Origin of the sequence: Spirosoma sp. KCTC 42546 (assembly GCF_006965485.1) — a bacterium.
Classification (GTDB): Bacteria; Bacteroidota; Bacteroidia; order Cytophagales; family Spirosomataceae; genus Spirosoma.
Map to the genome: position 1 here is coordinate 8515004 of NZ_CP041360.1, position 14997 is coordinate 8530000.

A 14997-nucleotide genomic window follows, 5' to 3' on the forward strand; every position below is an offset into this window, starting at 1 on the left:
AATCACGAGTTTTCAATATAGAAAACGTGCAAAATTATGAAAAAAGTTGCAGGGTTCGGTTTGATTTTGGTCATCCTGACAATTAGCTCTGGTTGGGCTCAGTCAACATCGCCCGCCTTATACCAGATGCGCACCAAAGAATCGAGCGTTACCGAAAAGCGATTCCGTAAAATTCTGGGTGATAATTACGATGGGCAAGACAAGAACCGGAAGGAGTATGACGACGACCGAAAACGCCGTCGCCGGAAGCAAAGCCAAAGCACAGACAACTCGTCGGAAAATAATGGTTTTGGCTCTGGGCCCGATTATGCCTGGGTGAGCCACCTGATTGAAATGAGTATCCGATTTGCTCCCTCGCTTGACTTAAATACGGCTCAAGGAACAGGCTCATATGCAGGCTTCCGCACCAACGGGGCAGGCGTTCGGATGAGCGTTGGACCTTCATTGGATTATTTTTTCTTCAAAGACCGCTACGCGTTTAGCACGGGCCTTTGGTATACGATCAAGCGATCGGGATTTCAAATGCCGGGTACGTTTGGTTCAAGCCAGTGGAATCCGGGGGCGCCCGAAAAAGAGTCTGTCTATAATTTGCAGTATCTACAACTTCCAGCGACCGTAAAACTATTCGCCAATAACATCGCCCCAAACATGCGACTGTATATTCAAACGGGTGGACTGTTCAGTATAAAATTGGCCGAAAAAGCACTGGATGAAGCACGGAATGGACTTTACACAGCTGAAAGTGGCGGTAGTCGTCGGCAGTATGGCTTCGGCGATGTAGAGTTGCTGCTCGGAACGGGTATTCAGTATAAAATCAATCAGAACAATGCCTTCAACCTTGGCATGAGTTATCAGCGTGGACTTATAAATGTAGCCCGCGACAATAGTTTGATTTCTAAAAACCGGGTTGTTTCGCTAGAACTAGGGTTTAAGTTTTGATTTTCTTAAACACGGAGGAATGGATAAAAACACGGAGAACATAGAGTTTTCTTAATAGCTCTCTACTCTCTATGTTTTTCTCCGTTCCTTCGTATTTAAAATTCATAACCGCATCTCAATCCCCTTCTCACGCAGGTACCCTTTCAGTGCAGGAATCTCGATTTCTTTGAAGTGGAAGATACTGGCAGCAAGTCCTGCATCTGCTTTGCCGGTCGTGAATACGTCCACGAAATGCTCCATTGAACCGGCTCCGCCCGACGCAATAACCGGAATATTAGCTGCTCCTGAAATCTGTGCAGTTAGTTCAATTGCAAAGCCTGCCTTCGTACCATCGGTATCCATTGACGTTAGCAGAATTTCACCGGCACCCCGGTCTTCTACTTCCTTTGCCCAGGCAATAGTGCGTAGCTCCGTTGGTCTACGTCCACCATGTGTGTGAACAATGTGAGCGTAGGGCAGGGAGCGCGGGGCGCGGGGCACGGTTTGGGCCATATCATTATCCCTGCTCTCCGCTTCTTGCTCCACGCTAATCCATCGCGTATCAATGGCCACTACGATACATTGGCTCCCAAACTCCAATGCTAGTTCGTTTACCAAATTTGGATTTCGTACGGCTGACGAATTAATCGAAATTTTATCGGCACCGGCGTTGAGCAAAGCAGAAACATCAGCGATAGACGATATACCGCCCCCAACCGTAAACGGAATGTTAATGGTGTGTGCTACATTTCGAACGAGTTCGATGAGGGTTTTCCGCTCATCGACGGTGGCTGTGATGTCGAGAAATACCAGTTCATCAGCCCCGTTTTCGGCATAAACAGCGGCAAGGGCAACCGGATCGCCAGCGTCACGTAAATTGACAAAATTGGTGCCTTTAACGGTGCGACCGTCTTTTATGTCGAGGCAGGGAATAATTCGCTTCGTAAGCATTAGTATGCAGTAAAGGCTTTAATGACCATTGTATTTTCTGGACTATCAATCGGCGTAAAACCGAATTGGGTATACAAGCCATGTGCATCCCGCGTAACCAGCATGATTCGACGCAAACCCTGCAACTGAGGACAAGCCATAATGAACGCCATGAGTTGTTTCGATAAACCTCTGCCTCGGTGTTCGGGTAAAACAAACACATCGGCTAGATAGCCGAAGGTCGCTTGGTCAGTCACCACGCGCGCAAAACCAACTTGACTTTCACCTTGATAAACCCCAAAACAAAGCGAGTTCTTTATTGACTGCTGAACAATTTCGAGCGGGATATTTAGGCACCAGTAAGCTTCCTGACTCAAGTAGCGGTGAATGACTTCCAGGTTGAGTTTGGTTTTATCGGTACTGATAGTGTATTTCTGATCCATTACCCATTAAATTGCTGTAATTCCTTCAACGTCACACGTCCTTCATAAATCGCCTTTCCAACGATAACACCGAAAACATCCATGTCGGCCAGCATTTCAATGTCGGACATGTTACTGACGCCCCCGCTAGCAATGACATTCAGATCGGGGAATTGATCCTGCATGTTACGGTATAAGTCAAACGATGGCCCTTCAAGCAGACCATCCTTCGCGACGTCGGTACTGATTACGTATTGTATACCTTTCTCTGTCCACTTTTCCAGGAAGTCATAAATCCAGACTTCTGTGCCTTCTTCCCAACCGCTCACTGCAATTTTCTCATTCTTGGCGTCGGCACCCAGAATAATTTTATCAGGTCCATACTGAGAAAGCCATCGCTCTAGCACGTCGGGGTTCTTTACGGCAATGCTCCCGCCCGTCACCTGTTTGGCACCACATTCAAATACCATTCGCAGGTCGTCGTCGGACTGAACACCTCCACCAAAATCAACCTGCAGCATGGTTTTAGAGGCAATCAATTCCAACACTTTCCAATTGATAACACGCTTTTCTTTAGCACCGTCGAGGTCAACCAGATGAAGACGCGTCAGGCCAGCATCTTCAAATTGCTTGGCTACTTCCAGCGGCCGGGCGTTATACTCTTTCTTCTGATGGTAGTCGCCCTGGGTGAGTCTGACGGCTTTACCTTCAATAATGTCAATAGCGGGTATGATATGCATTTCAAACACAGAGTAAACGGAGGATTCACGGAGTACACAGAGAACTCCGTGTTCTCCGTGAAAAATCTCCATGCTCTCCGTGTTTAATTATAACTTCAAAAAATTCTCCAGAATCCGTTGCCCAACGTTCCCGCTAATTTCGGCGTGGAACTGGGCTGCGTAAAAATTGTCACGCTGTAGCATGGCGCTAAACGGTCGAACATACTCACAAACAGCAGTGGTTTCGGGGCAAACGTCAGCAGCATAGCTGTGTACGAAGTACATGTAGGCACTCTCGGGTAAGCCCTCAGTCAAAGGTCCTCTCAATGAATGGATATTATTCCAGCCTGTATGTGGGACTTTAAACTCTGGCTGAGCAGGAAACCGCCGAACATCAATGTCGAAAATACCCATGCAGGTCGTGTCATTTTCTTCCGAATAGCGACACATAAGCTGCATACCCACACATGTACCTAATACAGGCTGTTTCAGAGAAGGGATTAATTTATCCATACCGCGCTCCCGCAGGTAGGCCATAGCTGTACTGGCTTCGCCCACTCCAGGGAAGATAACTTTATCGGCCGAACGGATTTCGGCTTCATCGTCGGTCAGTAGGTAACTGGCTCCCAGTCGTTCCAGCGCATACATTACCGACTGCACATTGCCCGCGTTGTATTTAATTATGACAGTTTTCATAAAGCTTAATGGATAATGTACAATGCATAATGAAGAATGTTGCCGCCGGCATTATCCATTTTTCATTAAACCACACGGGCGGCCCCGATCACTCATTAAAAAAGCCCGGCTCCTTAGCAGAACCGGGCTTTGTATATTGTGGTAATCAGAATTATATCTCCGAATTCACAAACACGAGCATCTTGTTCTGCTGCGCTACCGCTCAGAATGATGATGCCGATGGTTTGTGGTTGCTAAAATCATAGAGCAAAGGTAAAGGCTTGCGGTTGTAAATCAAAACAAACTCCCTTGAACGACTTTAGGCTGCAAAACTGGCTCACGGAGGTTTAGACCACAGTGCTTATTTAATTCCCGAATCCAATACAGAATCAGTTCGGGTGCCGTATCGTTATCACCACCGCCATGAATAAATAAGTAAGCTGACTGAAGCCCTTTTTCGAACCAGGTTTTAAGTCGCTGAATCCACGCATCGGTGCGGGTGTAATCGGTGGGATGGCCTTCATTAGCAATAAACCGCAGTGTTAGTACGGGGCTACTCAATCCCATATGCAACACATCACGCCGACCCGCCACATCCGTAATAACTACATGCCGACGTAATAAATAAAGTCGTTCTAGTGTCTGCTGCCAGACCGCTGCCTTACAAAACCAATCTGGATGCCGAAACTCAACTGCTACATCCAATTCGTCGGGCAAACGTTTAAGATAGTTCTCCAGAACAGGCCATTTATCAGGCCCGAAGGTTGGTGGCAGTTGTAAAAATGTCATACCCAGAAATTCCTCCAGATTCAACACGGCATTGATGAATTCTTCTGTTAGTCCTTCCGTAGCAATCAATTGTCGCTCGTGGCTAATAATCTGCGGAAACTTTGGGCAATACGTAAACCCAGACGACGCTTCAACTTTCCATCGCTCAATCATGCCCGCTGTAGGAATCTGATAATGAGTCAAGTTTAGCTCGATGGTATTAAACTGTCGGGTATAATAATGTAGAAAATCCCGCTCTTTCGCATTTGACGGATACACCTTGCCAACATAGTCTTTATTGGCCCAGATAGGTCCACCAATAGATACCATAGGTCTGTGGCTCGGCTCAACAGCGGCCCAGATTCGCGCGTTGAACGACGAACCAGGTGGTAGCGAAAAATTTACGGCATCGGGGTTCTGTATTTTTCCGAATTCCATAACCTATGTTGGTGAAGTATACCGATAAAACTAGCAAAGACCCGCTTTCGTTTTTTCGCCCTATCCAATTTAACTAATTTTGTCTTTTATCCATAACTCCCTCAGTCGGTTTTTACTGGATGGAATTCGTTTCAAGCAGCAAACCGACGAAGGGTATTCATAGATTATGATTTCAAAGACATATGCCCCCCAGGAGATTGAAGAAAAATGGTATCAATATTGGCTTGATAACCAATTTTTCAAGTCTACACCCCCAACGGATGTTGCCGACGAACGAGAGCCCTACACAGTCGTTATCCCCCCCCCGAACGTAACGGGTGTGCTGCACATGGGCCATATGCTCAACAATACCATTCAGGACGTGCTGGTTCGTAAGGCCCGTATGGAGGGCAAAAACGCATGTTGGGTACCGGGTACCGACCACGCCAGCATTGCTACCGAAGCGAAAGTGGTAGCTATGCTGAAAGAAAGAGGCATCAACAAAACCGATTTGACCCGTGACGAATTCCTGGAATATGCCTGGGAGTGGACACATAAGTATGGTGGCATCATTCTTCAGCAACTTCGCAAGCTCGGTGCTTCCTGCGATTGGGATCGCACCCGCTTCACGATGGAGCCCGCTCTCCACGATTCGGTTATTGACGTATTTGTTGACCTGTACAACAAAGGCCAGATTTATCGGGGTGTTCGGATGGTGAACTGGGACCCACAGGGCCGCACTGCCGTTTCTGATGAAGAGGTTATCACGAAAGAAATTCAGCAAAAGCTGGTCTATATTCAGTACGAGATAGCAGGGAGCGCAGGGCAAGACTACATAACTATTGCCACAGTTCGGCCAGAAACCATTATGGCCGATGCAGCTATCGCGGTCAACCCGAACGACGAGCGCTACAAACACCTACACGGCAAAAAAGCTATTATTCCGCTCATCAATCGCGAAATTCCCATTATTACAGACGAATATGTAACGATGGATTTCGGAACGGGTGGCCTGAAAGTTACACCTGCCCACGATCCGAATGACTACGCGCTGGGTATCAAGCACAACTTACCTGTTCTGGATACGCTGAACGATGATGGGACCCTGAATGAAAAAGCGCAGATTCTGGTCGGGATGGACCGGTTTGCAGCTCGGAAGGCTATTATTAAGATGCTGGAAGAATCGGGCAATCTGGTAAAAACAGAGGATTATAAATCGAATGTTGGCACATCGGAGCGAACGGGAGCCGTTATTGAGCCGAAGCTGTCGTTGCAGTGGTTCCTGAAAATGGACGAGCTATCGAAGCCAGCGCTCAAGAACGTGATGAACGATACGATTCAACTCGTTCCGCCCAAGTTCAAAAACATGTATCGATCTTGGATGGAAAACGTGCATGACTGGTGTATTAGTCGGCAACTATGGTGGGGACAGCGAATTCCGGCATTTTACATGCAGGATGGAACGGTCATCGTGGCTAAAAACAAGCACGAGGCTCTGGAAAAAGTACAGCACGAAAAGCTACTTTTTGCCATGACCGAAGCCGACCTGACACAGGACGAAGACGTATTGGATACCTGGTTCTCTTCCTGGCTTTGGCCTATATCGGTATTCGATGGATTGAAAGACCCAAACAACGCCGATATTAACTACTACTACCCGACCAACGATCTGGTTACGGCACCCGAAATTCTATTTTTCTGGGTTGCCCGTATGATTATTGCTGGTTATGAGTATCGAGGGGAAGCGCCGTTCAAAAACGTTTACCTGACGGGTATTGTCCGCGATAAGCTAGGCCGGAAGATGTCGAAATCGTTGGGCAACTCGCCTGACCCACTCGACCTGATTGAAAAGTACGGTGCCGATGGCGTTCGAACGGGTATGCTATTCAGTTCGGCAGCTGGTAACGATCTGATGTTCGACGAAAAGTTGGTTGAACAGGGGCGTAACTTCAGCAACAAAGTCTGGAATGCGTTCCGGTTAGTAAAGGGTTGGACGGTTAACGAATCGATTGACGGCAAAACCAATCAATTGACCATTAGTTGGTTTGAATCGAAACTGAACGCAACACTGACCCAGATCGAAGACGATTTCAGCAAGTTCCGTATTTCGGATGCTTTACAGGCCGTTTACAAGCTTATCTGGGACGATTTCTGCTCGCAGTACCTCGAACTAATCAAACCCGCTTTCGATGCTGCTACCGGCACGCCACAGCCCATAGATAGCGTTACATATGAGGCCACGATCAATTTCTTTGAGCGATTGATGGGTCTAGCCCATCCGTTCATGCCGTTTATTACGGAAGAAATATGGCAGGATATTCGTGATCGAAAAGAAGGTGACAGCATTTGTATTGCTCCGTTCCCAAAAGCGGGAATGGTTGATGAACAAATTTTAACTGATTTCGAGACGTTGTTTGAGGTTATCTCTAACATTCGAAACATCCGCAATGCAAAGCAGATTTCGCCCAAAACCGAACTTCCACTGGCAATCAAAACAGCCACACCCCAGCGTTTCGAGACACTGGAACCGCTGATTCAAAAAATGGCCAATGTATCAGACATCAGCTATCTTGGCGAGAATGTTGAAAATGAGTCTTCGTTAGGCGTTTCGTTTTTAATTAAGAGCGATGAGTTTTTCATTAATCTGGCAGGGGAGATCAACGTTGAACAGGAGATTGCCAATACCCGAAAGGAGCTAGAGTACAATATCGGCTTCCGTGATTCGGTAGTAAAAAAACTCTCGAACGAGAAGTTTGTGGCTAATGCGAAACCAGAAATTATTGACCGTGAACGGCAGAAGCTTGCCGATGCAGAATCTAAGATTCAGGCATTGGAACAGCGTTTAAGAGATTTAGGAGCTTAACTAATCATTTGTTCTTGACACTCTTTAACCGCTGATACTGACAGAGTTTAGTCTTTGTCAGAACTATTTAACAATAATTTATTAAGGCAATAATACAATTATTTGGCCAAATAATTGTATTATTGCCTTCTACCATTTCTCATCATCAATGAACAAGTGCATCTTTCTGGACCGCGACGGTGTTTTAAATGAAGATCGTACGGACTATGTCTACCGTGTTGAGGACTTTATCATTCCCGATGGAGTGCCAGAAGCACTGCGTTTATTGAAAAATGCCGGTTATCTGCTGATCGTTATAACCAACCAGGCAGGTATTGCCAAGGGGCTGTATACGCGAGATGATGTAATGACCTGCTATAATTATTTACAAGATAAGTGTGGTAAGCTTATTGACGATATCTATTACTGCCCACACCACCCTAAATACGATACTGAGTCTCTTACGCGCAAGCCAGGTTCGTTATTGCTCGAAAAAGCAATGGCGAAATACAATATTGAACCCAATGGCTCATGGATGATTGGCGATGCACTGCGTGATATGCAGGCAGGAAAACGTGTTGGCGTTCGGACGGTCCGTATTGCTCACGAACCTCAGCTTTCTGCTGACTGCGATGGATGCGCTACCAGCCTGTTAGAAGCTTCCCGATTTGTCTTGGAATATGCCTGATTAACTCAATAAAATAGCTTTTAAGCAAAATAGAAATGTCCCAATTCTTCACCAAGAATTGGGACATTTCTATTTTGCTTAAACCGTTCTCTACACCCGTGCCTGCGTTGAAGCTGGCTTCTGCGTACTGCCATAAGCTGGGCAGTTTGCCTTGCGGGAACAAGACCCAAGCGAAAGGGTTGCCAGTACAGTCCCCAAAATCAGTAGCTTTTTCATGAAGTTGTTAGTCCGTTTGCTCGTTAACCTTCAGATTACTAAACGAAAATAGTGCCAAAAACAGTACGGTACGTACTTAGTAATGACTAATTTTCCTCCTTCACAAGTTCAGCTTCTTCCTCACGCTCTTCAGCAGCTTCTGTAGCTTCCAATTCAGTCATACCCGGCTCGGCACCACCATAACCCAGAATCTTTAACATAACCTCGCTATTTTGCTCAGGAGCGAACAAACGGGTACGGAGGTTACCTTCTTCATCCTTATCCACGATAACGTGCTGTGGGGCCGGAATCAGGCAATGTTGAATGCCACCATACCCACCCAACGATTCCTGATAGGCTCCGGTATGGAACAGACCAATATATTGATCTTCGGTGTCCTGGTCGAAAATTGGCAGGTATAAATCCGCGCTATGCGCTTCGGTATTATAAAAATCGTGCGAATCACAAGTTAGACCGCCCAGGTTCACCTTTTGGTAAGGATTATCCCAGTTATTCACCGACAGCATAATATACTTCTGCCCTAATCCCCAGGAATCGGGAAGCTGGGTAATGAACGAGCCGTCAATCATGTACCACAGTTCCTTGTCGTTCTGAAGCTTCTGATCAATTACTTTATAAATAACCGCTCCGCTTTCACCGACTGTGTAGGAACCAAACTCGGTAAATATATGGGGGACAGGCACATTGCTTTTATTACAGATCCACTGAATACTTTCCACGATCTGATCAATCATGGCCTGATAATCATACGTGAACTGAAATGATGTTTGAATCGGCATTCCCCCGCCAATATCAATCGAATCCAGATCCGGGCAAATTTTTCTCAATTCACAGTACTTGTACATAAACCGGCTCAACTCACTCCAGTAATACGCACTGTCTTTAATCCCCGTGTTGATGAAGAAGTGCAGCATTTTGAGCTTAAACTTCTCATTTGACTGGATTTTGCTCCGATAAAGCTCATTCACATCGCTATACCGAACGCCAAGGCGTGACGTATAAAAGGCAAAATTAGGCTCTTCATCTGTAGCTATTCGAATACCGAAATTAACTGTATCAGCTGTTATATTTTCATAAGCCTCAATCTCTTTGAGGTTATCGAGCACCGGAATACAGTTCGTGAATCCATCGTTGATAAGTTCACTAATGTACTGCGTATACAAAGGCCGCTTATAGCCATTGCAAACAATATACGTACTCTTAGAAACCTTGCCCATCTTGACCAACTCCCGAATAATGGGGATGTCATAGGCAGACGATGTTTCGAGGTGAATATTATTTTTCAGTGCTTCTTCGAGCACAAATCGAAAATGGGATGACTTCGTACAGTAGCAGTACGTATAGTTGCCCTTGTAATTGTACCGCTTCATTGCATTTTTGAACAGCAGTTTTGCATGTTCGATATGCTCCGTAATTTTCGGTAAATACGTAAGTTTCAAGGGTGTACCGTACTCCTTGACAATGTCCATCAATGGGACATTATTGAACATCAGTTCGTTGTTCTCAACGTTGAATTCCCGCGTTGGAAATTCAAACGTCTGGTCAATCAGATCATAGTATGTCTTCATCCCTACGTTCGACGCATAAAATGTGTAGCCCGGCAATCCGATGGTCCGGAACTCCGGTTTTTCGCTGTTGCGATTGTGATGTAGAAAAACAGGCGCGAATTTGGCCCCTAAAATTGGTAGTCCGGCATTCGGGCTTTCCAAGTGAAGCCTATTCGCAAGCTAGTCAACGAAAAAGAATACGGTTTGATTCGGAAATGGCAGAAATTTAATAGTACCAAAACACAGAGAAGCAACCCACTGTTTAAGTTAGACAGGCAAACCGAAAAGAAGCTGTACTTTTGCTTCTCTACACTGACTGATTTATCGAATGCCCCAGTCTATTCATTTTATTTCTATCGGCGGCAGTGCTATGCATAATCTGGCATTAGCACTCCAGCAACAAGGTCATAGTATTACTGGCTCCGACGAGACTATTTACGAGCCTTCACGAACTCGACTACAACAGCATAACCTGCTGCCTGCCGAAATGGGTTGGTTTCCCGATAAAATCGATACCAATTTAGATGCGGTTATTGTTGGTATGCATGCCCGTAAGGATAATCCAGAACTGGCAAAAGCGCTTGAATTAGGCTTGCCTGTTTATTCATATCCTGAATTTATTTACCAGCAAAGCCAGCAGAAACAACGCGTAGTCATAGCTGGGAGTCATGGCAAAACGACTATAGCGGCCATGATTTTACATGCACTTAAATTCCACAACCGTGTTTTTGATTATTGGATTGGAGACCCAGTCGAGGATTTTGACACAACTGTTCGCTTATCATTAACAGCACCTCTTATTATTATTGAGGGTGATGAATATGCATCATCACCTATCGATTCACGCCCAAAATTCCTGCATTACAAGCCACATATCGCCCTCATAAGCGGTATTGCCTGGGACCATATCAATTTGTATCCAACCTGGGATGAGTATGTCGATCAATTTGAGTCACTAGCCGAAGCCATGCCCAAAGCGGGTATTCTGATTTTTGATGAGTCAGACGATATGCTTGATGTCATTGGTCAGAAAGAGCGTGCTGATATTACCAAAGTGCCTTATTTTCCACATCCGAGCGAAATTGTTAATGGCCAGACTTACCTTATTACAAAGCAGGGTAAACACATACCAATCCATCTGTTTGGCCAGCACAATTTAAAAAATATCGCAGGGGCTATAACCGTTTGTGATCGTATTGGGATTACAGAAGATCAGTTTTATGAAGCAATTCCAACTTTTAAAGGTGTAAGCGGTCGGCTGGAAAAAATTGCGGAAACCCCGAAACGAATCGTCTACCGCGACTTTGCTCACTCACCTGCCAAAGTCGAAGCTGCGACGGATGCGGTTAAACAACAATTCCCGGACAAAAAGTTGGTAGCTGTCGTTGAACTCCATACGTTTAGTAGCCTAAATAAATTGTTTTTGGATCAGTATAGAGACACAATGAATGCGGCTGATGAAGCTATTGTATTTATTGATACGCAAACACAAGCAAACAATCATCTTAGCCCTATCACTGCTGATGACATTCAAACGGCCTTCGATCGATCAAATCTACACGTCATTACAGATGCTGGTACTCTGAAGGCTTATCTGACGAAGCAACATGACGAAGCGCAAGTCTTTTTATTGATGAGTTCCGGAACATTCGGGGGCTTAGACTTAAATACTGTAACTAAAAATTTAGCCCAACTTTAACGGTAGTTCATTATCCTTTATTAACAGGCAGATTTTATCCTGTCAATTTTATGCAGAGCCTTGTCGTTTACTGTGCATCTAGTCTGGGCACAAATCCTATTTATAACGAAATAGCTGTTGAACTCGGCGAAAAAATGGCCGCTCGTAACATCCGCCTTATTTACGGTGGAGGAGGGTTTGGACTAATGGGAAATGTTGCTAACGCCGTTTTACAACAGGGAGGAGAAGTAACAGGCGTAATTCCTAACTTCCTTGCTGATCTTGAAGTAGCTCATACAACGCTTACTGAACTACATTTTGTTGAAACCATGCATGAGCGAAAGTTCAAGATGGTGCAATTATCTAAGGGCGTAATCACCTTACCCGGAGGCTATGGTACACTTGACGAACTATTTGAAATTCTGGCTTGGCGACAACTCAAACTTTATGATGGGCCAGTGGCTATAATTAATGTGAACGGTTATTATGATCTTATGCTTCAACAGCTCGACCGTATGATTGCAGATGGGTTTCTGAAAGCTGAAAACCGTGGACTTTTGATTGTAGCCTCATCGGTTGATGAGGTTTTAGAACTAATAAATGAGTTTTGGGAATCACATATCTAGAACTCACAAAATTTAGTTGAACGCAAAAAAGCCGTCTTTCTCACGAAAAACGGCCTTTTACTTATTTCATTCAGGTGGCACCTTCCTACTCTCCCGCTTGTGACAGCAGTACCATCGGCAGTACGGGGCTTAACGGCTCTGTTCGAGATGGAAGAGGTGAACACCCGCCTTACCAGCACCAACCTGATTGACCCTTGCGACTCCAGATCATTAAGCCTTCGCCTAATCTATCCTTCTCAGTCAATACCTTTATAGGTCTTTTTCCCCACAGAGAGAGACTCTGATTTGCACTCAACTTCTGATCAATACTGGACTTCTTTTAAAGCATTCTTACTAAGCAAAATCACAAACACGCGTCCGGGGCCATTAGTACGGCTCGGCTTAACACCTCTCGATGCCTACACCTACCGCCTATCAACGTCGTCGTCTACAACACCCCTTTATACCGGAACATTCATCTTCAGGCCAGTTTCGCACTTAGATGCTTTCAGCGCTTATCTGTTCCCCACGTAGCTACTCGGCCGTGCCTGCGGCCAAACAACCGATTCGCCAGCGGTGAGTCCATCCCGGTCCTCTCGTACTAAGGACAGAGCCCGTCAATATTCCAACGCCCACCACAGATAGGGACCGAACTGTCTCACGACGTTCTGAACCCAGCTCGCGTGCCACTTTAATCGGCGAACAGCCGAACCCTTGGAACCTTCTCCAGCCCCAGGATGTGACGAGCCGACATCGAGGTGCCAAACCTCCCCGTCGATGTGAGCTCTTGGGGGAGATCAGCCTGTTATCCCCGGCGTACCTTTTATCCTTTGAGCGATGGCCCTTCCATGCGGAACCACCGGATCACTATACCCTGCTTTCGCACCAGATCGGCTTGTAGGCCTCACTGTCAAGCCCGCTTCTGCTATTGCACTCCCCTGCCGATTACCGTCCGGCATGAGCGGACCTTGGGAAACCTCCGTTACCCTTTCGGAGGTGACCACCCCAGTCAAACTACCCACCAAACACGGTCCTGTCTCCAGTTAGAACGCCAGTAAGCCAAGGGCGGTATTTCAAGGTTGATTCCAGCATGCCTGGCGACACCCCTTCGCAATCTCCCGCCTATCCTACACATGACTGACCGGCATTCAATGTTAAGCTGTAGTAAAGGTGCACGGGGTCTTTCCGTCCCGTGGCGGGTAAGCGGCATCTTCACCGCTACTACAATTTCACCGAACTCATGGTTGAGACAGTGCCCAGATCGTTACACCATTCGTGCAGGTCGGAACTTACCCGACAAGGAATTTCGCTACCTTAGGACCGTTATAGTTACGGCCGCCGTTTACTGGGGCTTCAGTTCAAACCTTCGAGTTACCCCTAAGCTCCCCCCTTAACCTTCCAGCACCGGGCAGGTGTCAGACCCTATGCGTCAACTTTCATTTTGGCAGAGTCCTGTGTTTTTGGTAAACAGTCGCCTGGGCCTCTTCTCTGCAGCCGCTGTTGCCAGACGGCCCCCCTTATCCCGAAGTTACAGGGTAATCTTGCCGAGTTCCTTAACCATGATTCTTTCGCGCACCTTAGAATATTCTTCCCAGCTACCTGTGTCGGTTTACGGTACGGGTATCCATACGCTTAACACACCCTCACTTTTCTTGGAAGCCCCGTCAACACTTCGCTTCAGCCGAAGCCTCCGCTCAACGCCCTATTCCGTCAGGACGTAGCATCTCTGGCACTCCGTCATGAGACTGCCTGCATAGATAGTACAGGACTATTAACCTGTTCCCCCTCAAAGCCCGGCATTCGCCTGCTCCTTAGACCCCGACTAACCCTCCGATGACTGCCATCGCGGAGGAAACCTTAGCTTTTCGGTGTGAGGAGTTCTCATCCTCATTCTCGTTACTTATGCCTACATTTGCTTTTCTATGCGGTCCACCAAAGCTCACGCTTCAACTTCACCCCCCATAGAATGCTCTCCTACCACACTATACTCCAAGTATAGGTCCATAGCTTCGGTGATGTGCTTGATGCCCGTTTATTATCGACGCCCGCCCCGCTCGACCAGTGAGCTGTTACGCACTCTTTAAAGGAATAGCTGCTTCCAAGCTAACCTCCTGGCTGTCTCAGCAGCCGGACCGCCTTTGTTCAACTTAGCACACACTTAGGGACCTTAGCTGATGGTCTGGGTTGTTCCCCTCTCGGACTTGGACCTTAGCACCCAAGCCCTCACTGCCACGCACCTCTCTGCGCATTCGGAGTTCATCAGAAGTTGGTAGGATGTGACTCCCCCGCATCCTGTTGGTCGCTCTACCTCACAGACAGTAACACGTAACGCTGTTCCTAAAAACATTTCGGAGAGTACGAGCTATTTCTCAGTTTGATTGGCCTTTCACCCCTATCCCCAGCTCATCCGGAAGCTTTTCAACGCTTATCGGTTCGGTCCTCCACGGTGTGTTACCACCCCTTCAACCTGGCCAGGGATAGATCACCAAGTTTCGCGTCAACCCCCACTGACTAGACGCCCTGTTCAGACTCGCTTTCGCTTCGGATCCGATCGTCAACGATCTTAACCTCG

Annotated in this window: 13 protein-coding genes and 2 rRNA genes (1 of these 15 running past the window's edge); 6 read left to right on the top strand and 9 right to left on the bottom strand. The window is 46.6% G+C overall.

Features of this window, described 5'->3' with window-relative positions; genetic code table 11:
* Positions 1-36 precede the first annotated feature (36 nt).
* Positions 37-939, top strand: a complete 903-nt coding sequence (locus EXU85_RS34630; protein WP_142776454.1) for an outer membrane beta-barrel protein — start codon at positions 37-39, stop codon at positions 937-939.
* Between the two features lie 102 nt (positions 940-1041).
* Here EXU85_RS34630 and hisF read toward each other — a convergent pair whose 3' ends face one another.
* The 4 genes from hisF to hisH all read right to left on the bottom strand — a co-directional run bounded on the left by hisF (position 1042) and on the right by hisH (position 3685).
* The gene (hisF, locus tag EXU85_RS34635; protein WP_142776455.1) at positions 1042-1869 is read right to left on the bottom strand and encodes an imidazole glycerol phosphate synthase subunit HisF; all 828 of its coding nucleotides are present in this window, start codon (positions 1867-1869) and stop codon (positions 1042-1044) included.
* Positions 1869-2291, bottom strand: coding sequence for a GNAT family N-acetyltransferase (locus EXU85_RS34640; protein WP_142776456.1), 423 nt, complete (start codon positions 2289-2291; stop codon positions 1869-1871). Before EXU85_RS34640 ends, hisF begins: the two co-directional genes overlap by 1 nt.
* Positions 2291-3010, bottom strand: a complete 720-nt coding sequence (gene hisA / locus EXU85_RS34645; protein WP_142776457.1) for a 1-(5-phosphoribosyl)-5-[(5-phosphoribosylamino)methylideneamino]imidazole-4-carboxamide isomerase — start codon at positions 3008-3010, stop codon at positions 2291-2293. Before hisA ends, EXU85_RS34640 begins: the two co-directional genes overlap by 1 nt.
* Positions 3011-3097: 87 nt before the next feature.
* The gene (hisH, locus tag EXU85_RS34650; protein WP_142776458.1) at positions 3098-3685 is read right to left on the bottom strand and encodes an imidazole glycerol phosphate synthase subunit HisH; all 588 of its coding nucleotides are present in this window, start codon (positions 3683-3685) and stop codon (positions 3098-3100) included.
* Between the two features lie 29 nt (positions 3686-3714).
* Here hisH and EXU85_RS34655 point away from each other — a divergent pair, with 29 nt between their 5' ends.
* On the top strand, positions 3715-3930 hold the full coding sequence (locus tag EXU85_RS34655) for a hypothetical protein (RefSeq protein WP_142776459.1): 216 nt from the start codon (positions 3715-3717) through the stop codon (positions 3928-3930).
* Between the two features lie 28 nt (positions 3931-3958).
* Here the strand turns inward: EXU85_RS34655 and EXU85_RS34660 are convergent, their stop codons facing one another.
* The gene (locus EXU85_RS34660) at positions 3959-4870 is read right to left on the bottom strand and encodes a DUF72 domain-containing protein (protein ID WP_142776460.1); all 912 of its coding nucleotides are present in this window, start codon (positions 4868-4870) and stop codon (positions 3959-3961) included.
* A gap of 166 nt (positions 4871-5036) precedes the next feature.
* Between EXU85_RS34660 and EXU85_RS34665 the strand changes: the two genes are divergently transcribed.
* Complete coding sequence (locus EXU85_RS34665; RefSeq protein ID WP_142776461.1) at positions 5037-7712, top strand: valine--tRNA ligase; 2676 nt, start codon at positions 5037-5039, stop codon at positions 7710-7712.
* Positions 7713-7860: 148 nt separating this feature from the next.
* The gene (locus EXU85_RS34670) at positions 7861-8379 is read left to right on the top strand and encodes an HAD-IIIA family hydrolase (RefSeq protein ID WP_142776462.1); all 519 of its coding nucleotides are present in this window, start codon (positions 7861-7863) and stop codon (positions 8377-8379) included.
* A 90-nt stretch (positions 8380-8469) separates the two neighbouring features.
* On the opposite strand, the gene EXU85_RS36055 is transcribed toward EXU85_RS34670, so the two are convergent.
* Together EXU85_RS36055 and EXU85_RS34675 are read right to left on the bottom strand one after the other, a co-directional pair.
* Complete coding sequence (locus EXU85_RS36055) at positions 8470-8595, bottom strand: hypothetical protein (protein ID WP_256366021.1); 126 nt, start codon at positions 8593-8595, stop codon at positions 8470-8472.
* An 86-nt stretch (positions 8596-8681) separates the two neighbouring features.
* Positions 8682-10163 (bottom strand): arginine decarboxylase, encoded by a 1482-nt coding sequence (locus tag EXU85_RS34675; RefSeq protein ID WP_142776941.1) that lies wholly within the window; start codon positions 10161-10163, stop codon positions 8682-8684.
* A 307-nt stretch (positions 10164-10470) separates the two neighbouring features.
* On the opposite strand from EXU85_RS34675, the gene murC reads away from it, so the two are divergent.
* Positions 10471-11841: a UDP-N-acetylmuramate--L-alanine ligase gene (gene murC / locus EXU85_RS34680; protein ID WP_142776463.1), complete on the top strand. Its 1371-nt coding sequence runs from the start codon at positions 10471-10473 to the stop codon at positions 11839-11841.
* A 50-nt stretch (positions 11842-11891) separates the two neighbouring features.
* Positions 11892-12446: a TIGR00730 family Rossman fold protein gene (locus EXU85_RS34685; RefSeq protein ID WP_142776464.1), complete on the top strand. Its 555-nt coding sequence runs from the start codon at positions 11892-11894 to the stop codon at positions 12444-12446.
* A 72-nt stretch (positions 12447-12518) separates the two neighbouring features.
* On the opposite strand, the gene rrf is transcribed toward EXU85_RS34685, so the two are convergent.
* Positions 12519-12629: ribosomal RNA gene (gene rrf, locus EXU85_RS34690) — 5S ribosomal RNA — on the bottom strand.
* Between the two features lie 162 nt (positions 12630-12791).
* Positions 12792-14997: ribosomal RNA gene (locus tag EXU85_RS34695) — 23S ribosomal RNA — on the bottom strand; it runs 628 nt beyond the window's last position.

Coding starts and splice junctions, on each gene's coding strand:
- EXU85_RS34630 (WP_142776454.1), top strand. CDS start 37: ATGAAAAAAGTTGCAGGGTTCGGTTTGATTTTGGTCATCCTGACAATT.
- hisF (WP_142776455.1), bottom strand. CDS start 1,869: ATGCTTACGAAGCGAATTATTCCCTGCCTCGACATAAAAGACGGTCGC.
- EXU85_RS34640 (WP_142776456.1), bottom strand. CDS start 2,291: ATGGATCAGAAATACACTATCAGTACCGATAAAACCAAACTCAACCTG.
- hisA (WP_142776457.1), bottom strand. CDS start 3,010: ATGCATATCATACCCGCTATTGACATTATTGAAGGTAAAGCCGTCAGA.
- hisH (WP_142776458.1), bottom strand. CDS start 3,685: ATGAAAACTGTCATAATTAAATACAACGCGGGCAATGTGCAGTCGGTA.
- EXU85_RS34655 (WP_142776459.1), top strand. CDS start 3,715: ATGAAGAATGTTGCCGCCGGCATTATCCATTTTTCATTAAACCACACG.
- EXU85_RS34660 (WP_142776460.1), bottom strand. CDS start 4,870: ATGGAATTCGGAAAAATACAGAACCCCGATGCCGTAAATTTTTCGCTA.
- EXU85_RS34665 (WP_142776461.1), top strand. CDS start 5,037: ATGATTTCAAAGACATATGCCCCCCAGGAGATTGAAGAAAAATGGTAT.
- EXU85_RS34670 (WP_142776462.1), top strand. CDS start 7,861: ATGAACAAGTGCATCTTTCTGGACCGCGACGGTGTTTTAAATGAAGAT.
- EXU85_RS36055 (WP_256366021.1), bottom strand. CDS start 8,595: ATGAAAAAGCTACTGATTTTGGGGACTGTACTGGCAACCCTTTCGCTT.
- EXU85_RS34675 (WP_142776941.1), bottom strand. CDS start 10,163: ATGAAGACATACTATGATCTGATTGACCAGACGTTTGAATTTCCAACG.
- murC (WP_142776463.1), top strand. CDS start 10,471: ATGCCCCAGTCTATTCATTTTATTTCTATCGGCGGCAGTGCTATGCAT.
- EXU85_RS34685 (WP_142776464.1), top strand. CDS start 11,892: ATGCAGAGCCTTGTCGTTTACTGTGCATCTAGTCTGGGCACAAATCCT.